Raw genomic sequence first — 20678 nt, forward strand, 5'->3', positions numbered from 1 at the left:
ATGGTTGCGCCTTGGCAGAAGTGCGAGACAGTTTGCAGCCGGAAGCGCATCTGATAACGCAGTGCGCGCGGACGATGCCGCCGCGTGACAACGGAAAAATGCTCGTGCTGAGATGGCCATCGCTCCGGCGCCCGCTGGATGTCCTGTTTCTCGTGGCCTGCATCCTGCTGACTGCCGATGTTCTTGTCCCGGAAATCTGGGGACACGGCAAAACCAAGGATTATCCGTTGTGGTACTGGGCCGGGCAGCAGATCCTGCACGGCGGCGATCTGTATCCGCAAGGGCCGAGCGAAGGCTTCGCCTTCCTTTACCCGCCATTGTCCGCCATTCTGCTTGCCATACCGAGCACCTTCGGAAAGATTCCGCTGTATCTTGGACTGTGCCTTCTCAATGCCGCCGCATGGTGGATGACGGCGCAACTTTCCAACGCCATGACAGGGTCGGGCACGACGCCTAGTCCTTGGCTCGAGGCGTTGCCAGGCATCGTGACGATCCCCTTCGTCTTCGATATGTTCGATCTCGGGCAGCCCAACCTCGTTCTTCTCGCGATGATGCTGTTCGGATTCTGGTGTCTGTGGCAGGGACGCGGGTGGCTGTCGGGAAGCATGTTTGCGCTCGCGGCGGCCATCAAGGTCTTTCCCGTCGCCGTGCTACCGTATCTGCTTTGGCGCCGCCATTGGACGAGCGCGATAAGCATGGTCGCTTTCCTGGGCGTTTTGCTGTTTCTGGTGCCGGCTCCGATCCGTGGCTTCGACCGCAATGTTTCGGAGCTGACCACGTGGTACCGCGGAATGGTCGGATCGAACTCGGAGCATGGGTTCGGGCAGCGTGACGCCCAGAACTGGTCCTGGGTCAATCAGTCGATCATCGCCATCACGCATCGGCTGGTGCGTCCGGTCAATTATAACCAGATCGATCCCGCCAAACCGGCGCAATACATGAACGTGGCCAATGTCGATTACAAGACGGCGAACGGGATCGTGCTGGCTGTCTTCGCTGCGATAGGGCTGGGCTTTATCGCCATCATTCCGGCGCGGGCGAAAATGACGCAGCGATCGATCGCCGAGGAGGTCGGGATTCTGTTCTGCCTGATGACGCTCGCATCGCCGCTGGCGCGTCAGTATTACTTCGTTTGGCTGTTCTTTCCATTAACGATTCTGTTTCATCGTGCCGCGCTCGATTTTCGGCCAAAGGCGCGGGCGATCTCGCGTCTGGCGCTCTGCGCATCGTTTGCGCTGATGGCGCTGTCGCTGCCGGTGTTTCCGAAAATTCTTCAAGCCGCCGGAAATAACCTTGCGGCGACGTTCGTACTGATCGCCGCATTGGCGTGGCACATCCGTCACCCGTCATTGGCGAGTGGTCCGCATTCGGTCGCTTCGCCAGAAAAAATTCAAACGGTCGTTTAACCCGCAACTCAGGGGACAACAAAATGTCCGGCACGTCGCAACTCCAAACCATCCTCGATCACATCGACGCCGATTTCGACAACAGCCTGAACCGGCTGTTCGCGCTGCTCCGCATCAAATCGATCTCAGCCGATCCGGCATTTGCCGGCGATTGCAAGGCGGCGGCCGATCATCTCGCCGCCGATATCGGGACGCTGAAATTTTCCGCGGAGGTCCGCCCGACGGCTGGCCATCCCGCGATCGTCGCCAAGAGCAACGGCAATACCGGGTCGCGGCCGCATGTCCTGTTCTACGGCCACTACGACGTTCAGCCGGTCGATCCGCTGAATTTGTGGCATCGCCCGCCATTCGAACCAGTCGTCACGAGCCATGCGGATGGCCGCAAGATTATTGTGGCGCGCGGCGCGGAAGACGACAAAGGTCAGTTGATGACGTTCGTCGAGGCCTGCCGCGCCTGGATGTCGGTGACCGGTTCGTTGCCGCTCGACGTCACGATCTTGATCGAAGGTGAGGAGGAGGTTGGCTCGAAAAACTTCGTGCCTTTTCTCGAGCAGAACAAGAAGGACCTTGCCGCGGATTTCGCCTTGGTGTGCGACACCGGCATGTGGGACCCCGACACTCCGGCGATCACGACGTCGCTGCGCGGTTTGGTCTATGAGGAAGTGGTCATCAAGGCGGCGAACCGCGACCTGCATTCCGGCCTTTTCGGCGGCGGCGCTCAAAACCCGATCCGGGTTCTGACCCGAATCCTTGGCGGCCTTCATGACGATGACGGCCGCATTACAATTCCCGGTTTCTACGATGGCGTGAAGGATTTGCCGTCCGACATCCGCGCTCAGTGGGCTCAGCTCGATCTGACGCCGGATCGATTTTTGAAGCCGATCGGACTCTCGATTCCTGCCGGTGAAAAGGATCGTCTGCTGATCGAGCAGGTCGTGTCGCGACCGACCTGCGACATCAACGGAATTGTCGGCGGCTACACGGGAGAGGGGTCCAAGACGGTGATTCCGGCGCAGGCATCGGCGAAAATTTCGTTCCGTCTCGTCGAGGGTCAGGAGCCCAAAAAAATACGTGACGCTTTCCGTGCGTTTGTGAAGGAGCGCGTACCGGCGGACTGCTCGGTCGAGTTTCTCGATCATGCCGGCGCGCCCGCGATTGCGCTCGACTGGAACATGAAGCCGCTTGCGGCTGCGAAGCAGGCGCTGACCGATGAATGGAATAAGGAGGCGCTGCTGATCGGCTGCGGCGCGTCAATTCCGGTCGTTGCCGATTTCAAGACCTCACTGGGTCTCGACACGGTGCTGGTCGGCTTCGGCCTCGAGGACGACAATATCCATTCGCCCAACGAGAAATACGACCTGAAAAGTTTTCACAAAGGTATCCGGTCGTGGGCGCGGATTCTCGCTGCGCTTGCGGAAGCGCCGCGCTGAAGCCATCTTCGGGCTTCATGTGCAAACGCCGCCCGGAATTGGGCGGCGTTGGATTGACGTGTAGAGGATGGTGACTAAGCCTTACACCAAATCCGACGTCAGACAAGTTCGAACAGATCTGTTGTCCTGATCGCTGCTTCTAGCGTTCTTCTGCCGCTGAATTGAACCATTCCCGTCGTTTGCAGTTGACCTCATCGCCATCGTGTTGTCGGTAATGGGGAGCGAATTGGCGGGCGGCGAGGCCGATAGCTTGGCTATCAGGTGCTGTCGTCTCCTTGGGGGACGGAGCTTTTCGATGAGCGTGCTTTTAGTCGCCGGGTTCGTTGTATTCGTGGCCGGTCTGGTGACGATCGCCTTCGGGATTCCAATCAAGGAGTTCAGCTTCGGCGATACCCTGGTCGTATCCGGCGCGGTCGTGACCGGCACGGGCCTGATTATGATCAGCCTGTCGGTCGTCGTCCGCGAATTGCGAAGGGTCGCGGACCAACTCGGCTCCAGAGCGTTTGCTGATCGCGATGATAGTGCCCACGCGCCCATTCTGCCGGGCAGGCACATCGAAGAGCGCCCACCTTCGCTGCCTGACAGCGATCGGTTCGCTCCAAGCCTGGGCGATCGGAACGCCACGCCCTCCGTCATGTCGCCACGCCGGCAAGCGGACGTGCTCGACCGCGACCGCGAGACCGTTGTCGCGGTCGAGGATGCGGAGTTTCCGGCATCCTCCGACGAGCCATCGCAGCCGAAACCACGACGCAATCTTCTGTTTGCGTCCATGATGAAGGAGCGCGAGCGGGTGGTCGTGGACCAAGCCGGGCCGGTTGGCTCATCCGCGCCCGCGAGACATGCGCGTGATCCTGAGGCGCTCCGGCCAGCATCAAGAGTCGATCGCCCGTCCGCCCCTCCGGACCACAACGCGTCCTCCGTCACCGTGCTGAGGTCCGGTGTGGTCAACGGAATGGCCTATTCGCTTTATTCCGACGGTACGATCGACGCCCAACTGTCGGAGGGCACGATGCGCTTCGCCTCGATTGATCGACTGCGCGCCCATCTCGATCAAGGCTCCGACCGCCCGTCTCCCAAATAAAGTTCCGCGTGCGCGCCCTCCGTTCTTGTCATGCCGGCAGCAATCCGGTCATATTCCTTGGGGCGCAAAAGCCGATTCTGATCGCATTCCGAGCGTATCGATGCTTTACGATCCGGAAAATTTGAGATCATGAGCGATTCAGCGGGTAAAAGTTTTCTCGACCTCACGGCGGAGATCGTGTCCGCCTACCTTAGCAACAACACGACGCCGGCCTCGGAAATTCCCGCCCTCATCAGCCAAGTGCATGCCGCGCTGCTGCGCGTGTCGTCCGGGCGGGGCGAATTACCGTCGGAACCGACCAAGCCGGCCGTGCCGGTCAAGAAATCGATGACGGCCGACTACCTGATCTGCCTGGAGGACGGGAAGCGCTTCAAATCGCTCAAGCGCCATCTGCGGTCTCAGTACAACATGAGCCCCGAGCAGTATCGGGACAAATGGAAACTGCCTGCCGATTATCCCATGGTGGCCCCCAACTACGCGGTCACGCGGTCGCAACTGGCCAAGAACATGGGCCTTGGCCAGCAACGCCGGCGCCGGAAATAGCGCGAGCGGTTTCGGCTACCGGACGTTGGGGAATGCCTAGGGTGTCGCCGCGCCGCGTTCAGCGTTGAAGATGCGATGCATTCTGAGGACATCGTGCTGCGCGCAGAAGGCAAGCACCTAATGTATCGGAGTCCTACAGCCCTCGCTATCGCAAATGGTGCGCCGCTTCCTGCGGTGGAAATCTCGGACAAACCCAGCTTAACGGCTAGGTTTTTTCTCGGGCTTAGGACTCAACGCCGCCCTGGCAGTACGCTTCCTACTCCGTGAGTCGTCGCGTGGTCTATGCGGCATTGCCAATGCGTCTTGCCGCGCTTTCCAGCGCCATTTCATCAGATTTTTTTGCCATGACCGATGCTCGTCATAATTTCACCAGCAATCAAGAACCGTTTGAAAGCCCTAAAAACTTAGTCGATGGCGCTGAAGAACGCATCACCGAGCTTGAAACGCTCGTTAATGCCTCTGGCGAGTCTTGCGACTACGAAATTGTCACTCATACCGACCCAAAGACCAAAGAGAAGGTCGTAAAACTCCGACTCAAGCAGCGATTCCCGCCCAGGATTCGAACGCTTGCATCCGGAATAATCAAAGAAATGAGACTCGCTCTCGATCAAGCATTCTGTGAAGCGGCGATCGAGCTTGGCCGCTCCGACGCCAAGGACATCTATTTCCCCTTCGGGAAAAGTATCGAGGATTTGAACAGGGAAGTGCAGAAAAAATGTCGGGGCGTTGACGAACGACTCGTCAGGCACTGCCTGCTCTCTAAGCCACACTTTGGTGCTGGTAGTGACGGGCTTCTTTGGTCGATGAGCAGTTTGGCAGGAAAAGTCCACCGGGCCAGCATCGGGGCCGGATTTCATGACACCACATCCTTCGGAGAAGCGATCACCTACGCAAAAGGCCCGCTGAAAATTATCATCAACAAGTGGAACGACCTGCATAACGAGCTTGAAGTCGCGCGCCTCCCCGAGGGGAGCGAACTGCATGTTAAGAAGGATTTCCGCCTGCGCCTCCAAATAATCTTCGCGGGGGACACGCACGCCATGAGCTATCGCCCATTGGTTGAGACCATGCGTAAGTTGCATGGCATAGTTTGCAGCATCGTCTTGGGGATCGAAGCGGAGACCGCCCGCCTTTTGCGCGAGCGCGCCGCCCCTTAGTTTGCAGCCCTGTCTCAGGGAATATGCTGTCGGACAGTTGTTGTTTCGTCACATCCATTGAAATTAGGAATATTATCCGAAATTGTTTCAAGTTTAGCTGAAAAAATGCTATCCCCGGGTAGAGAACAGCCTCTAGGATATGTGATTATTTTCCTAGAAGGGCCTGTTCCATGCTTCTGACCTATCCGTCCTCGTCACCCACATCCCGCCGGCGGTCGCGAACCTCTGTAAGGCTGGTCTGTCACGATATCGCGCGACTGGTCGCCGGAGAGTTTGGTCTCGATGCTGCGGCGATGATATCGCCGACCCGCGGCGCGCCGCACGCCGCCTATGCCCGACAGGTCGCCATGTATCTGGCGCACGTTGGTTTTGCGTTGAGTTTCGAGGCAATCGGCCGCGCCTTCGATCGTGATCGCACCACGGTCTCGCATGCATGCCGCGTCGTGGAAGATAGCCGCGATGACCTCAGACTTGATCGCCGGCTCGCAGCGCTCGAAGCGATGTGCACGGTTTGCGGCGAACGCCTTGACGGACCATCCGATGACGGCATCTAATCGCGGCAGTAGTAAATCGTCGCGTCGCCCGAAAGAGCGGCCGGTTGAAATCGTGGATCGGTTTCGCGCGCAGCATCTCTCGCTTGCCGAGCGCGAGATCGTGACCGACGCTGGCATTGCGACCGTGATGGCCAACGACAGCGAGAGCCCTCTCGCCTGGCTCGCGCGCCGCAAGGGTCGCGATGGACGCGCCATGATCAGCCCCAATCAGTTCGCGGCCGGCGAAAGATTGCGCGCCGATTTTACGCGTGGGAATCTTACGCCGCGGGTGACCTCGAACTGGTCGGCGCCGACCGGAGGGCGCGGATCCGGAGCCGGCGCCTGTGAGATGACCGATCTGATCGTGGCTGCGCGGCAGCGCGTGCGGCGGGCGCTGGAGGCGTGCGGACCAGAATTTTCCGGCCTGTTAATGGACGTCTGCTGCTTTCTTCGCGGGCTCGAAGATGTCGAACGTGAACGCGGGTGGCCCCCGCGATCGGCGAAAGTCGTGCTGCAACTGGCACTGGACAGGCTGGCGACGCACTATGGTCTCCACGCGCGTGCAGAAACGAGCGCCCACGTCCGGACGTGGCTGGCAAGCGATGCAAGGTTTACAAGCGGCTAGCGGGTTTTCGAGCGAAATGGAATCCGGTTCGCGTGACGAAAACGCTCCAGGTGGGATCGCGCGTCGTTCGCGCGACCCACATTTCCTCTTGCCCGAAATTCGAAAGGCGAAAACCAGCCTCAGGCTGCGGCAGCCAGCGCTTCGCGCGCGTCCCTGCGAATGCGCTCAACCATCGCGCGCAGCCCGTTGGAGCGTTGCGGCGTGAGATGCTCGCGGAAGCCGAGGTCATCGAAGACGGCGATCGCGTCGGTGTCCAGAATGTCCTGTGGCTTCCTGCCGGAAAAAAGCGTGAGCAGGATCGCAATCAGCCCGCGCACGATATGCGCGTCGCTGTCGCCGACATAGGTCAGCACCGGGTGGCTGTCAGCGCCGCGACCGGCTTTGAGCGATAGCCAGACCTGACTGGCGCAGCCCTGCACCTTATTCGCCGCGGAGTGCTCGGCCTCGCTCATGGGCTCAAGGGTGCGTCCGAGTTCGATGACGTACCGGTAGCGGTCGTCCCACTCTTCCAGAAGCTCAAAGTTGTCCCTGATCTCGTCGATCGTCGTCATCACGGCTCATGTGTAATGTGTCCCAGCCGACTAATATAAGGCCATGGAGACATAAAATCGATATGGACCCGGCGATCTATGGGAATTGTTCCCTCGGGACGGTTTTCGGAGCAGCGAGACGCCATTCCGCCTGCAGATCCTCAGGCGTCAGGGTGTCATGCTGCGTGTCGCCGGAATCCGCCGTTTCGACGGAAGGAATGCCGTCGATCGACCCCGTATGGTCGGGAGGGCGCTTCTCCGTGATGATCCGGTAGAGCTTTCTCGCGCCGTCCTGCGCGCGCTGGCCGATTGCGGAGGCAGCCTGGCCCCCGACCTCGCAGACGCCCGGCTGACGTGTGCAGAATTGACTCATGTCCGATACGGCGGCTGTGGCGGCCGATACAGCGTCGGAAGCCCCAATCTTGGGTGCCTTGTTCGCCTCGGGCGCCTCATCCCTCGGCAGCAGCACGAGCACGAGCCCGAGCCAGAATGCCATGCGAAGCAGGAAAAACATGTCGCGTCCCTATGCGTTTTTGATCTTCGTCGCGTTGCGTTGAATTCCGCAATCTGTCCTTTCCTTATCAAACGGTCCTGAATCCCCCGTTTGCTCGGCGCGTCCGGGCAAACAAAAATCCCGCAAACGGCGGCAGAATTTGATTCGGCGTAAATTTTCGATTGATGCGTGTTTGCGAACCGCGGTCGCCGACGCGACGCCGGTCCTCGGCGTCATCGGTATATGGTAGCGGAAACCTTGCGTTCACCATTCGCACCGATGACGGCGTTGCAAGGCGACAAAGAGCCATCCGTGTGTGCTGTTTCGTGACGAAGTGAGCTTCGCCTTAGCGTTCGCTTAAGTTCACTCTGACACGTTGAGCCCACAAATGGAGGCGTTCCGGCGCGTCGGATACGACGTTAGCTGAAGCGCAAGCAACGTGACCGCATTGACCATCATCCAGGACCGTCTCGACGCGTTGCTGCATCCATCGGCGCGATACGACGCGTTGACGCGGGCGCGGCATCGAACCTTCATGGGACCGCGGCTGCTCGGCAGTCTCGTCGCGCTCGCGGCGTTTCCGATGTATCTGGCGATCCGCGGTGCACCGACGGCACTGGAAGTGGTGGCTTTCGCCTGGCTCGTCGTGCCGATTTTGTTGTCCTATTTCCTGTCACGCACCGGCCGCTACGAAGGCGCCCACGTGCTCTCGTCGATCGCGCTCGCCGGTCTCGTCATGATGATCGCGCTGCCGACCGGTGGGATTGAATCGTTCGCGGCCGTCTGGCTCGTTGTGATTCCGCTGGAGGCGGCGCTGTCCGCGTCCCGCCGTGTCGTCGTCTTCGCCGCGATGCTTGCAGTGTCGTGCGTGCTCGCGCTGATCGCGATGAGCTATTTTGATGTTTTCCCACTGCCCGATGCCGGCGCGACGGCGCATAGCGTCTTCATGGCGTTCGGTATTGCGTCCGCCATGCTTTATGCTGCCGGGGTGGCGTTCGGTTACGAAGCGCTGATGCGCACCGGCGCCTCATTGCTGAACGTCGAGGAAGACCGTTATCGCTTGCTGGCGCGCCACATGTGCGACGTGATTTCGCGTCACCGGCGCAACGGCGCCGTGCAGTTCATTTCGCCGGCCGCGGAAGCCCTGCTCGGCGTGCCGGTGTCGGAGTTACAGGACCATGGTCTGTTCGACCGGGTCCACGTTGCTGATCGCCCAGCCTATCTTACGGCGCTCGCGGCGGCTGCACTTGGCAAGGATGCCCAAAGCGTCGAATTCAGACTCAGGCGCGAAGTCGCGTCTGGTGCGAAATCAGAGGCGCGGTCTTCGGGGGATTTCATATGGGTGGAAATGCGGTGCCGGCCGCTAGAGCCGTCCTCCTTGGCCGAACCTGAAGTCGTCGCGGTGATGCGGGACGTCACCGACCGGAAGCAGCAGGAGCACGCACTGGATCTGGCGCGCACCGCGGCCGAACGTGCTGACGCTGCCAAGACACGGTTTCTCGCGACCGTGAGCCACGAACTGCGCACACCGCTCAATGCCATCATCGGATTTTCAGAGATGATCGTTCAGGAGGCGACGCTGCCGCTCGATGCCACGCGCCGCAAGGAGTATGCCCAGCTCATTAACGACTCCGGCCAGCATCTATTATCGGTGGTCAACAGCATTCTCGATATGTCGAAAATGGAGTCCGGGAATTTCGAGATATTGTCCGAGCCGTTCACGCCGCGCGAGGTGCTGCTCAACGGGAGCAATCTGCTCGCGCTCAAGGCGCGCGACAACGGTATCGAACTGGTCACGCGCGTTCCGGAAAATTTGCCACAGATGATTGGCGATCCGCGCGCGTTCAAACAAATCGTTCTGAATCTGGTATCGAATGCCATCAAGTTCACGGAGCGGGGCGGCCGCGTCACGATCTCGGCCCGCATCGAAGGATCGCGCATGGCGCTGCGCGTGATGGACAACGGCGTCGGCATCGCGCAGGAAGATCTTAAGCGGATCGGCGACCCCTTCTTCCAGGCGGGGAAGACCTATCAACGACGTCAGGAGGGGACTGGACTTGGATTGTCGATCGTCAAGAGTCTGGTCGTGTTGCACCAGGGCGAGATCGATGTGCAGAGCAAGGTACAAGAGGGGACCACGGTAACCGTCATGTTGCCGCTGATACTCGTGCCCGACGCGGAGTCGTCATCGAATAACATCGCGACGCTGACGCCGGCCTCCCGCTCCGGCAAGCAGGATCAAGATTACCGGGTGAGGAAGAGTGCCTAGAAAAATTGTTGAAGAGGGTATGATGCGGCCACGCCGTCGCAGCGTGGCAACCAGGAAGAGCGAAGTTGACGAGGAACGCGGTCTCGCGATGCGCGTGCTCCTGCATAGCCCGAAAGATCTGGTTGCCGGGTGCCTGGCTTTTACCGCCATCGGCGCGATCGTCACGAACGCCATGTTCCTGCAGGCCGGCCATCATCCGTCGCCGATATTTGGATCGGCTGTCACCATGCCGCTGGTGCAACAGAGCAATCCGCTGCCGCGGCCTCGACCAGTCGAGGCGGATCAGACGGGGACGACAGAACAGCATGCGAGTGCGGGAGATGCTCCCACCAATCCCGTCAAAACGACTGGGCTGCATAGCGATCCCGTCGCCGATCTTATCAATGCGAATCGCCGCGTCGCCGCCGTGCAGCGGATATTGACGGAATATGGCTATGGTCAATTTAAGCCGACAGGAACGGCCGGGCCCGAAACCCAGGCGGCGATCCGGAAGTTCGAGCAGGCTCGCCGGATGCCGGTGACCGGCCAGATGTCCGATCGTCTCGTGCGCGAGCTCGTTGCCCTGACTGGACGGCCGATCGATTAGACTACAGCGTTTCGAGCGAAGCATGTCCTCGGGCTTGACCCGAGGATGAATGACCTGTTCGTGTAAAGAAAACACGTCAAAACAAAAAGCTAAAGGCCCGGCTTTGATTCATCAAAGCCTTAAATAGCTTTAGCGAGCTCTTTTGTTACGTGGACTCGCGCCGCCTTTTCACTTCTCCTCGTCGGGGAGAGGTCGAGAGCTATCGCACCCCGTAACTTGCCACCCGGATGCCGCCAAAAATCGCAAGGCCCGGCGCAAGGAACCCGGTCGGATTTTGGTAGCGGGCATCAAAGAGATTATCGATCCGCCCGAATACCTTGACCTGGTCATTGACGGCATAGTCGCCACGCAAGTTCACCAGCGTATAGCCCGGCGCTACAATTCCGGAGATTGAACCGTCGCGGGTGACATCAATCCAGTCGTTGACGCGGAGCACGGTCGCCGACAGTGTCAATGCATCGAGGGGGAGCCAGGTCGCGGTTGCGCTCCACTTTTCCTTCGGTCGGCGCAGCAGCTGCATGCCGGTGGCGGCATTGACGGCACGGGTGAAGGTGTAATCCGCGCGAATTCCGAAACGCTCGGTGATCTGTGCCGAAACAAAAGTTTCGGTGCCTTCGGTCGTCGCGCTGTTCACGTTCACCAACGATGTGAACGTGGCATTGTAGTCGATCAGGTTGGTGATGTCGTTATGGAAGTAAGTCGAGCCGAACCGTACACGATCGTTGAACAGAGGTTGCTCGAAACCGGCATCGTAGCCGCGGCTATCTTCCGGTTTCAGGTTGCGATTGGCGAAGAAATTGAAGGTTGGAAAGTCCCGGAATAACTGGCTCAGCGAAGGCGCCTTGAATCCCGTGCCGTAACTTGCTTTCAGTTTCGTTTCCGTGATTGGAACAATGATCGCCGGTGCGACCCGGTAGGTCATACGCTCGCCGAACAGATCGTTGGAATCTTGGCGGACATTCGCAACGAGGAAAAGGCGGTTCGCGAGAGCTGATTGCAACTCGATGAAGCCTGCCTTGTTGCCGTTCTTGGCGGCAAGATCGGTGGTGTCGATGCGATCGGTCTGATGCTCGGCGCCGAAGACCAGATGGTTGTCACGCGCAATTTCGGCCACCGTGCGCCAGTCAAACTTGAGGCGCTCGCCCGTGGTGGTCGTGACCGGACTGCCGGGACCTGCGTCGTAGCCTCTGCTGTTGGTGTAATTGACACCGAAGTAGCTTTGGACGCGCCCATCGAACAGAGACCACACGGCTTCTTCGCGGTTGAAGAGTTGCTGGACAGCGTGTGTGCTCTGGGTGGCGTTGGGCGTGCTTGGAAATCCACCGTCGCCTGTGAACAGCAGCGTCGCGTCAGTATAGCGGACCACCGAGTTGACTGTCAGATTCTCATTGAGATCGACGCCGAGCTTGGTCGAATAGGTCATGTTGTCATAGTTGTTTCCGATCGCTTGCCGTCCGGGCGGGAGAAGCTCCGGCGGTGTGACAGGAACATCTCCGGCATGGAGATGGGCGACGTTGACCGCGTAGTTGAAGTTCTTTTCGGAGCCGCTCAATCCGAGCGTCTGGTTGAACGTTTTGAATGAGCCGGACTCGATTGACGCGGTGGCGCGCGGAGGACCTTCTCCCTTTTTTGTGATGATGGAGATCACTCCGCCGATTGCGTCGGAACCATAGAGTCCGCTTTGCGGGCCCCGGAGAATTTCCATCTGCTGAATGTCCGCCGCAAGAAGATGCGCATAGTCGAATGCGCCATTCGCGTTGCCGGGATCGCCGATGTCGATTCCGTCGAGGATCACCTTGGTGTGGTTGGCGTTCGTGCCTCGCATGAAAACCGAAGTCTGGGCGCCCGGTCCGCCGGCTTGCAACACATTCAGACCGGGAGCCGTCCTCAGGATATCCGGAACGGTGCGGTACTGCTGGGTCTGTATATCCTTCTCGGTGACGATGGTGATGGAGCTTGCCAATTGCCTTGCAGGCGTCACCACTCCCGTGGGGCTGACCACGGTCGAACCCATCGTGCCCGGAACGGGCGTCTCAGTGACAGGAGCTTGTCGAGGAGCGGAGCGGGCCACACGGCGCGATCGCGACGCCGCGCGGTGAGATGGCGGCCGTGAATCTGTCGTTCTATCCGGCGGCGGCGCGATCCGGATCGGAGGCAGCAGATTGGGAGAGGCGGATTGCTGCGCGCACGAAGGCGTCGTCAGGCCGACCGATCCCAGCGAGGCGAGGACGGTGGAGGCAAGCAGGCTTCTGCGATAAACCCCGGACAAGGAGGAGGCGGACATGGAGGGAACCTCGGCAGGACGTCGGTGGCACGTCACAGCGAACGAGGTTTCACGGGAGCCTATGCCGGCGCCGATGAAGCGGATGTCTGTAGTCCCCGACTGACATCTTCGCGTGTGACCACGGCTTGACGGCAGGTCTCCTGGCTCGCGGGTCGTTACCTGGCGTCGCCTTCCCGGGGCCGAGATATCCCAGTGGCGTGTGACGCAGATTCACCGCTTACAGTTGCGGGGGCAGCCGTGGCGTTAGGATGATCCCGCACCACGTTCCCTTTTGATCTCCCGAGGGAGAACCGTCGCCGATCTGTTTGAGGGGGAACAAAGTCGATGTCAATCGACGGAGCGACTCAGCTACGGCTTTTCCTCGTGGCGTTGCATATCCGCAGCAACAAGTTGCCGCCGGCGAGATCTGCTTTGTCTGCATTCTCGAGGCTGTATGTTGCCGATGCGAGCAAGCCGTCGGGGCAGGCGGACTTGCAACCCTTCCTGCTCCGGGCGCGGGCGAGAACTATACGCTGCCGGTACCGGCGTTTGCGTCAGACCACTTCGCCCCGTGCTGCCGCGGCGGCGCTGCGGATCGCGTCCATGTTCGCCTTGTAGGATTCCATCGTGCCGCCCTTGAAGACCGCCGAGCCTGCCACGAAGGCATTGGCGCCGGCGGCGCCGAGTTCGCCCGCAACGTCGGGGCCGACTCCGCCGTCAACCTCGATATCGATCGGCCGTCCAGCGATCATCGTACGCAAATCCCGAATCTTGCCGACTGCCGAGGAGATGAACTTCTGGCCGCCGAAACCGGGGTTGACCGACATCACCAACACCAGATCGACCATGTCGAGCACGTATTCGATGGTGGAGAGCGGCGTTGCGGGATTGAGTGTGACCCCCGCCTTCTTGCCGAGCGCGCGAATGGCCTGCAGCGAGCGGTGCAGGTGCGGTCCCGCTTCGACGTGAACCGTGATGTGATCACAACCGGCCTTGGCGAAGGCTTCGAGGTAAGGATCGCACGGCGAGATCATCAGATGGGCATCGAAGATCTTCTTCGTGTGCGGGCGCATCGCCTTGATGACATCGGGACCGTAGGAGATGTTCGGCACGAAATGGCCGTCCATCACGTCGAGGTGGATCCAATCGGCACCCCCCTGATCGACGGCGCGAACCTCCTCGCCAAGCTTCGAGAAGTCGGAGGCCAGGATCGACGGTGCGATAACGAGAGGACGCGGCACAAAAGTCTGGGACATGAACGTTTCCGAAAATTTCTGCGGAGCTTGAGAGAGCCCCGCGTAACATGAGCCGCGTCCGGGGGCAATGAGCGGCGTTAGCACCGGGTCGGGGGACGGAACGCGAGCACGAGGATTCTCTTCATGACGTTTCTCCATTGCTGAGATGCGCGACAGTGCGCACGAGGAGTATCCGCCGGTCAGATTGTCTAAATCTATACTTGAAACTAACCTTAAATACACAAAATAATACAATTATTTATACTATACATGAATTACATGCCGTCCTCGGTGGCGGAAAGACCTATGCACGCCAGATTGGAATCATCGATCAAACCGGTCCTTCCATGCCGGCAATGCGTTCGGAAACGGAAGTGCTTTTGCTTCATAGACGCCGCGTGCGATCGCGCGAGCCACCGTGTTGGCTGCGATCATTCCGAGTTCGGTCAATCCGATGAGCGGATCGATTCGCTTGGCTCCGGTGGCGGCAGCGAACACGATATCGCCGTCCAGGGGAGCGTGAACTGGATAAATCGCCCGCGCGAAACCGGTTTGGGCGATAATCGCAAGCCGTCTGGCTTGCGGTTTGGTAAGCACCGCATCGGTGATGACGATGACGAGCGTCGTGTTTTCGCCAGCGTTTGCTGTTGCGCCGCCCTTCAATCGCATTGCCAGCATCTCTGGCGTGAACGACGGCGGCAACCCGCGTCCGCCGTATTCGTCGCCGGATTCAAATGGCGCCGCCCAGAACCAGGGGCCGTCTCCGACTGTGACGCTACCGACCGCGTTCACCACGGCGAGCGCCGCCACCCGCACGCCACTTGGCGTGGCGGCCGAAGCGGAGCCGACGCCGCCCTTCAAATTGGCAGTCGTAGCGCCGAGCCCGGCGCCGGTGCTGCCGAGTGCAAAATCGTCCCCGGCAGCCGCTGCGGCGGCATAGCCGAGATCGCGATAGGGCGCAAAACGACCCCATTGTTTGTCGCCGCCGTTCAAGAGATCGAACACGACCGCGCCGGGCACAATGGGTATGACCGCGTCGCCGATCGCAAAGCCGCGCCGCTGTTCGGCGAGCCAGGCCTGAACGCCGCCGCCGGCCTCGATCCCGAAAGCGGAGCCGCCTGACAGCGCGAGAGCGTCGATCCGCTCCACCGTATTGACCGGGTCGAGCAGGGTGCTGTCGCGCGTACCCGGGCCCCCGCCACGCACGTCCATCGCCGCGACGACTGGGGTATCGAAAAGCACCGCCGTGACGCCCGACGCCAGCTTCGTGTCGTCTGCGTGGCCGACACGGACCCCGGAAATGTCGGTAAGAAGGTTCTTCATGGTTCAGTCTCGTTTGCGGCGATGGGAAACGGCCGACCGTCAGATGACGGCACGGGCGTGTCGGGGTCAATCGATCACGCCTGATCACAAATGTCGCGGAAGGAAGCGAAGCCCTTGCATCGTGGCGCGATGGTAGGGCAAGTAGCCGCATGATTCACGACGTTTCCTTTCCCGCCGCCATGGTCGCGGGCCTTGTCAGCTTCCTGTCGCCCTGCGTTCTTCCGCTGGTGCCGCCTTATCTGATCTATCTCACCGGCACTACCATCGAACACGTTTCTCACGACGAGACAGTGAAGGCCTCGAAGCGGGCCGTGATGCTCGCCGCGTTGATGTTTGTGTTCGGCTTTTCCACGGTCTTCGTCGCGCTAGGCGCCAGTGCGAGCTTCATCGGCAGCCTGATCCGGGCTTGGTCGGCGCAGTTGTCGATCGTTGCCGGCATCGTCATCATCATCATGGGCCTGCACTTTCTCGGACTGACGCGAATCGGCTTTTTGATGCGCGAAGGACGGCTCACGGCGCCGAAGCCGGTCGGGTTATGGGGCGCCTATGTGATGGGGCTTGCGTTCGCGTTCGGGTGGACGCCGTGCATCGGGCCGATCCTGGCGGCGATCCTGTCGGTGGCGGCGGCAGAGGACACCGTCGTGAAGGGAGCGGGTTTGCTTGCGGTGTATTCGGCTGGGCTCGGCCTTCCGTTTCTGCTGGCGGCATTCATGGTTGAACAGTTTTCTTCGCTGCTCAATCGGATGAAACGTCATCTCGCTAAGATAGAGCGTGGAATTGGCGTACTCATGGTGCTGACCGGCATCGCGTTTCTCACCGGAACGATCTCCAACGCTAGTATCTGGCTGCTGGAGACCTTTCCGGCGTTGCAGAATTTCGGATGATTGGACGAGACACCTGGCTTTACTCTCGCTCGGTAGGATGACGCGCGCAGTCTTCCCCGCGTTCGAGGGGACGATGCCAAGGATGAGATGAATGTCGCGGCTCAGATGGCGGGGTCGATCTCGGCATAGTTGCCCTTGTCGTCCCATTTGTAGATGACATAGCCCATCTGCTTGATGTCGCCCTTCGCATCGAATTCCAGCTTGCCGAGAATGGTATCCCACGCGCCTGCCTTGATGACTTTCATCACCTTCATAGGATCCGTCGTGCCCGCTTTGGCAGCGCCCTGTGCCCACACCTGCATCGCCGCATAGGTGTAGAGCGTGTAACCTTCCGGATCGACGCCCTTGGCCTTGAATTTCTCGACGATCGCCTTGGCTGTCGGCTTCTTGCGCGGGTCCGGACCGAAGGTGAACAGTGTACCCTCGGCAAGAGGGCCGGTAATGGATGCGAACTTCTTGTCGTTCATGGCGTCGCCCGCCATCAGGATGGTCTTGAGGCCTTGATCACGCATCTGGCGCAGGATTAGTCCGGCCTCCTGATAATAGCCGCCGACGAACACAAGATCGATGCTGTCGCGCTTCAGCCGCGAGACGATGGAATTAAAGTCCTTGTCGCCCTTATTGTAGGACTCGAACATCTTCTCCTGAAATCCGGCCTTGTTCAGCGCCTTCTTGGTCTCGTCGGCGAGGCCCTTACCGTAGGTTGTCTTGTCGTTAAGGATGGCGATGTTCTTGCCTTTGAAGTTTTCGACGATGTATTCAGCGGCGGCGACGCCTTGCTGGTCGTCGCGGCCGCAGACACGCAGCACGTTCCACAGCTTGCGTTCCGTGAACAGCGGGTTGGTCGAGGCCGGCGTGATTTGCAGTACATTGCCGTCGGCGTAAGCTTCGGAAGCCGGAATAGATGACGACGAGCAGAAATGCCCGGCGACGAACGGAATACCCCGGCTTGCGATTCTTTCAGCGATGGAGCGCGCTTGCTTCGGTTCGCAGGCATCGTCGCCGATGAACAGCTTCAGCTTCTTGTTGAGCACGCCACCCGCATCGTTGGCATCGGCAACGAACTGTTCGGCGCCGTTCTGCAACTGGCGGCCGAAAGCGGACTCGCTGCCCGTCATCGGGCCGGCCACCGCCACTGTGATATCCTGGGCGAAGGTCGTGGCCGAAAGCGCCAGCGAGGCGAAAAGGGTCAGACCGATCAGCTTCAATGATTTCATTCGAGCAGTCCTCGCGGAGGCGGATCAGGTGCCATGTTTGCCATTGTGCAGGCATTGTCCGATGATTTGCGGTCGGTGTCATGGACAAATTTCGAGCGCCACTCCGTGACCGCCACTTGGTCTCATCGGTCAGGGGAGCGATTCGGCATGCGCGCCATCGCCCAGCAAACTCGCGCTCACCTCAGGCGTGGCGGCCGCCTTCGAGATAGGCCGCGCGTATTTCCGGTCGTTGCAGCAATTCCATGCCGGCGCCGCTCATCGTGATCAACCCGTTGACCATCACATAGCCGCGATGGGCGAGGCGAAGGGCGTGATTGGCGTTCTGTTCGACGATCAGTACTGTGAGATGGTCCTCGCGGTTCAGCGTATGGATAGCGCTGAAAATCTGCCGGGTGATCAGCGGCGCAAGACCAAGTGAGGGCTCGTCCAGCAACAACAGGCGAGGTCGGCTCATCAGCGCGCGGCCGATTGCCAGCATTTGTTGCTCTCCGCCGGACAGCGTGCCGCCTCGCTGCGACATACGCTCCTGCAAGCGCGGGAACAATCTAAGCACGCGCTCCTGGCTGGCCGCTCGCTCAGCCTTGCTGCCGGGCGTGGCGTCCGCGCCCATCTGCAGGTTCTCCGCGACTGTCATGCGCGGAAAAATGCGCCGTCCCTCCGGGGATTGCGCGATGCGCAACCGGGCCACCTCGTGCGTCGGCATGGAGCTGATGTCCTGGCCATCGAACAGGATCTGGCCGGCGCGGGCGCGGGGGCGACCGAAGATGGTCATCATCAAAGTCGATTTTCCTGCGCCGTTGGCGCCGATCAACGCGACGATCTCGCCGGCCTTGATGTCGAGATCGATGCCCTTCAGTGCCTCGATCTTGCCATAGGCGGCGTGAAGCCCTTGAATGGCGAGCAGGGGCGTCGAGTCGGCGCTCATACGCCGCCCTCCATGACCGCGGTAGCCGTATCCTCGTCGGCGCCGAGATAGGCCGCGACAACCTTCGGATCGTCGCGCACCGCGCGTGGCGTGCCGTCGGCGATCTTGACGCCGTGGTCGAGCACAACGATGTGGTCGGAGATTTCCATCACCACGCTCATGTCATGTTCGATCAAAAGGATCGAAGTACCGAAGTCCCTGCGGATCGACAGCAAGAGCTCGCTCAAACTGGCACTCTCGTTGGCATTGAGCCCCGCGGCCGGCTCATCAAGACAGAGCAGTGCGGGATGCGTGCACATTGCGCGCGCGATCTCCAGACGGCGCTGGTCGCCATAGGGCAGATTGCCCGCGGCGTCATCGGCGCGTTGCAGCAGGCCAATGCGGTCGAGCCAGTCGCGAGCTGAGTCGATCGCCTGCTTCTCCGCGGACCGGAACGACGGAGCGCCGATCAGGCCAAGCAGGCCGAATCCGGACGCCCGCATCAATGCGTTGTGCTGCGCGACCATCAGGTTTTCCAGCGCCGTCATGCCGGGAAACAACCGGATGTTCTGGAAGGTGCGCGTTACCTTGGCATATTTGCAGATACGAAAGTCGTGCAGGCGATCGAGCCGGAAGGTCGCGCCGTCGTCGTGCACCAGGCGCATCGTGCCTCGCGAGGGCCGATAGAATCCGGTGACGCAGTTGAATACCGTGGTCTTGCCGGCGCCGTTCGGCCCGATCAGCGCAGTGATGTGGCCGCGCTGCGCGGCGAACGACAGTTCGTTGATGGCAAGGATACCTCCGAAGCGCATCATCAGTCCATCGACGGCGAGGATGGGAACAGGCGTCGTCATCCCTGACCTTCCTTCACCAGCGACGACGATATCTCTGTCCGTTTTTGCAGGAACACGGTTGGAGCGCGATGGCTGACCAGGCCGCGCGGCCGCCAGACCATCAACAGCACCATGACTCCGCCGAACACCAGCATGCGAAACTGGTCAAGGCCGCGAAACAACTCAAATCCCCCGATCATTGCGATCGCGGCGAGCGCCACGCCGAGTTGCGAGCCCATACCTCCGAGCACGACGATGGCGAGAACCAGTGCCGATTCCTGAAAGGTGAAGGATTCAGGACTGATGAAGCCCTGGCGGGTTGCGAAGAACGCGCCCGCAAAGCCGCCGAACATCGCGCCTATGGCGAAGGCCGAGAGTTTCGTCGTGGTGATGTTGATGCCAAGCGCCCGACAGGCGATTTCATCCTCGCGCATCGCTTCCCAGGCACGACCGATAGGTAGCCGTCGCAGGCGGATGGTGACCCAGTTCGTAAGCAGTGCCAGCGCCAGGATAAGATAGAACAGGAAAACCAGACGATGCGTTGGCGAGAACGGCACGCCGATCAATGCCGCGAAACCATCTTCGCCCGGCGTCAGGGGAATGCCGAACACGGAGGGGCGCGGGATGCCGCTGATCCCGTTCGGTCCGCCGGTGAGTTCCTGCCAGTTGAGAATGACCATCCGGATGATCTCACCGAACGCCAGCGTGACGATCGCGAGATAATCGCCGCGAAGTCGCAACACCGGGAAGCCGAGCAACACGCCCCAGAACGCGGCGAGCAGACCGGAGACCGGCAACAGCACCCAGAATGCCCACGGCCCGAGTTGCAGGAAGTCGATCGCGACGTAGGGATAGGTTTCCATGAAATGCGGAAACGGCAAGCCGCTTTGCGCCAGCAGCGCATAGGAGTACGCGCCGACCGCATAGAACGCGACGTAGCCGAGATCGAGCAGCCCGGCGAGACCGACCACGATGTTGAGACCCCAGCCCAGCATCACATAGGTCAGTACGAGGATCCCAAGGTCGAGCAGGTAACGCTGATTGTAGAAGATGACCGGCACCAGCAGAGCGAAAATCAGAAGTGCCGGCGTCAGCAGGCGACCCAGCATCGAGAACGTACGACGCACGGTTGCTGGCAGTTCGACACTTCCGACGGGTCCGATCCAGCGCTTTAGCGTTTCGACAATGATGCTGCCGACGAACACCGCGCCGACTGTGGCCGCGAGTTCGCCGAACCGGGTCCAGTAGGTCAACTGTCCCGAGGAGCCGGATTCTGTACGAATGCCGATCATGAGCGAGAACAGCACCAGCGCCAGGACCGCGCTCACGACCGCTTTCTTCATGATGAAGACGACACCACGATCGC

Annotated in this window: 19 protein-coding genes and 1 riboswitch; of the genes, 10 read left to right on the forward strand and 9 right to left on the reverse strand. The window is 60.4% G+C overall.

Translation table 11 applies throughout. The features are described 5' to 3' along the window. Nucleotides 1-74 precede the first annotated feature (74 nt). The 7 genes from GGQ85_RS06255 to GGQ85_RS06285 all read left to right on the forward strand — a co-directional run bounded on the left by GGQ85_RS06255 (nt 75) and on the right by GGQ85_RS06285 (nt 6775). Nucleotides 75-1406 carry a glycosyltransferase family 87 protein gene (locus tag GGQ85_RS06255; RefSeq protein ID WP_309773812.1) on the forward strand — a complete coding sequence of 444 codons (1332 nt, stop codon included), beginning with the start codon at nt 75-77 and terminating at the stop codon, nt 1404-1406. Nucleotides 1407-1429: 23 nt separating this feature from the next. Further along, nucleotides 1430-2836, forward strand: a complete 1407-nt coding sequence (locus GGQ85_RS06260) for a M20/M25/M40 family metallo-hydrolase (RefSeq protein WP_309773813.1) — start codon at nt 1430-1432, stop codon at nt 2834-2836. 295 nt (nt 2837-3131) lie between these two features. After that, entirely contained in the window at nt 3132-3917 is a 786-nt protein-coding gene (locus tag GGQ85_RS06265) for a hypothetical protein (RefSeq protein WP_309773814.1), read from the forward strand. Nucleotides 3918-4046: 129 nt separating this feature from the next. After that, nucleotides 4047-4460, forward strand: coding sequence for a Ros/MucR family transcriptional regulator (locus GGQ85_RS06270; RefSeq protein WP_079447268.1), 414 nt, complete (start codon nt 4047-4049; stop codon nt 4458-4460). A 275-nt stretch (nt 4461-4735) separates the two neighbouring features. After that, a complete protein-coding gene (locus tag GGQ85_RS06275; protein WP_309773815.1) occupies nt 4736-5617 on the forward strand; it encodes a hypothetical protein in 882 nt (293 codons plus the stop codon). Between the two features lie 170 nt (nt 5618-5787). Beyond that, the gene (locus GGQ85_RS06280) at nt 5788-6171 is read left to right on the forward strand and encodes a helix-turn-helix domain-containing protein (protein WP_309773816.1); all 384 of its coding nucleotides are present in this window, start codon (nt 5788-5790) and stop codon (nt 6169-6171) included. Then, nucleotides 6158-6775: a DUF6456 domain-containing protein gene (locus GGQ85_RS06285; RefSeq protein ID WP_309773817.1), complete on the forward strand. Its 618-nt coding sequence runs from the start codon at nt 6158-6160 to the stop codon at nt 6773-6775. Before GGQ85_RS06280 ends, GGQ85_RS06285 begins: the two co-directional genes overlap by 14 nt. A gap of 119 nt (nt 6776-6894) precedes the next feature. Here the strand turns inward: GGQ85_RS06285 and GGQ85_RS06290 are convergent, their stop codons facing one another. Beyond that, the gene (locus tag GGQ85_RS06290; protein WP_309773818.1) at nt 6895-7326 is read right to left on the reverse strand and encodes a SufE family protein; all 432 of its coding nucleotides are present in this window, start codon (nt 7324-7326) and stop codon (nt 6895-6897) included. A 76-nt stretch (nt 7327-7402) separates the two neighbouring features. Then, complete coding sequence (locus GGQ85_RS06295) at nt 7403-7819, reverse strand: DUF5330 domain-containing protein (protein ID WP_309773819.1); 417 nt, start codon at nt 7817-7819, stop codon at nt 7403-7405. 418 nt (nt 7820-8237) lie between these two features. Between GGQ85_RS06295 and GGQ85_RS06300 the strand changes: the two genes are divergently transcribed. Together GGQ85_RS06300 and GGQ85_RS06305 are read left to right on the forward strand one after the other, a co-directional pair. Next, the gene (locus GGQ85_RS06300) at nt 8238-10067 is read left to right on the forward strand and encodes a PAS domain-containing sensor histidine kinase (protein ID WP_309773820.1); all 1830 of its coding nucleotides are present in this window, start codon (nt 8238-8240) and stop codon (nt 10065-10067) included. A gap of 22 nt (nt 10068-10089) precedes the next feature. Beyond that, nucleotides 10090-10653: a peptidoglycan-binding domain-containing protein gene (locus GGQ85_RS06305; protein WP_309773821.1), complete on the forward strand. Its 564-nt coding sequence runs from the start codon at nt 10090-10092 to the stop codon at nt 10651-10653. Between the two features lie 199 nt (nt 10654-10852). Here the strand turns inward: GGQ85_RS06305 and GGQ85_RS06310 are convergent, their stop codons facing one another. From GGQ85_RS06310 to GGQ85_RS06320, 3 genes are all read right to left on the reverse strand, one after another. Beyond that, nucleotides 10853-12937, reverse strand: a complete 2085-nt coding sequence (locus GGQ85_RS06310; RefSeq protein WP_309773822.1) for a TonB-dependent receptor plug domain-containing protein — start codon at nt 12935-12937, stop codon at nt 10853-10855. A gap of 113 nt (nt 12938-13050) precedes the next feature. Continuing rightward, a riboswitch (cobalamin riboswitch) is annotated at nt 13051-13245 on the reverse strand. A gap of 225 nt (nt 13246-13470) precedes the next feature. After that, nucleotides 13471-14172, reverse strand: a complete 702-nt coding sequence (gene rpe, locus GGQ85_RS06315) for a ribulose-phosphate 3-epimerase (protein ID WP_079447256.1) — start codon at nt 14170-14172, stop codon at nt 13471-13473. Nucleotides 14173-14475: 303 nt separating this feature from the next. Next, a complete protein-coding gene (locus tag GGQ85_RS06320; protein WP_309773823.1) occupies nt 14476-15474 on the reverse strand; it encodes a P1 family peptidase in 999 nt (332 codons plus the stop codon). 149 nt (nt 15475-15623) lie between these two features. Between GGQ85_RS06320 and GGQ85_RS06325 the strand changes: the two genes are divergently transcribed. Then, the gene (locus GGQ85_RS06325; protein ID WP_079447254.1) at nt 15624-16358 is read left to right on the forward strand and encodes a cytochrome c biogenesis CcdA family protein; all 735 of its coding nucleotides are present in this window, start codon (nt 15624-15626) and stop codon (nt 16356-16358) included. A 101-nt stretch (nt 16359-16459) separates the two neighbouring features. On the opposite strand, the gene GGQ85_RS06330 is transcribed toward GGQ85_RS06325, so the two are convergent. From GGQ85_RS06330 to livM, 4 genes are all read right to left on the reverse strand, one after another. Continuing rightward, entirely contained in the window at nt 16460-17575 is a 1116-nt protein-coding gene (locus GGQ85_RS06330; RefSeq protein ID WP_079447253.1) for a branched-chain amino acid ABC transporter substrate-binding protein, read from the reverse strand. A 181-nt stretch (nt 17576-17756) separates the two neighbouring features. Next, nucleotides 17757-18500, reverse strand: coding sequence for an ABC transporter ATP-binding protein (locus GGQ85_RS06335; protein ID WP_309773824.1), 744 nt, complete (start codon nt 18498-18500; stop codon nt 17757-17759). After that, on the reverse strand, nt 18497-19333 hold the full coding sequence (locus GGQ85_RS06340; RefSeq protein WP_079447251.1) for an ABC transporter ATP-binding protein: 837 nt from the start codon (nt 19331-19333) through the stop codon (nt 18497-18499). The genes GGQ85_RS06335 and GGQ85_RS06340 overlap by 4 nt, the downstream gene beginning before the upstream one ends. Next, nucleotides 19330-20655, reverse strand: a complete 1326-nt coding sequence (gene livM, locus GGQ85_RS06345; protein ID WP_173815991.1) for a high-affinity branched-chain amino acid ABC transporter permease LivM — start codon at nt 20653-20655, stop codon at nt 19330-19332. Before livM ends, GGQ85_RS06340 begins: the two co-directional genes overlap by 4 nt. Nucleotides 20656-20678 lie beyond the last annotated feature (23 nt).

It is taken from the genome of Nitrobacter vulgaris, assembly GCF_031453995.1.
GTDB lineage: Bacteria > Pseudomonadota > Alphaproteobacteria > Rhizobiales > Xanthobacteraceae > Nitrobacter > Nitrobacter vulgaris.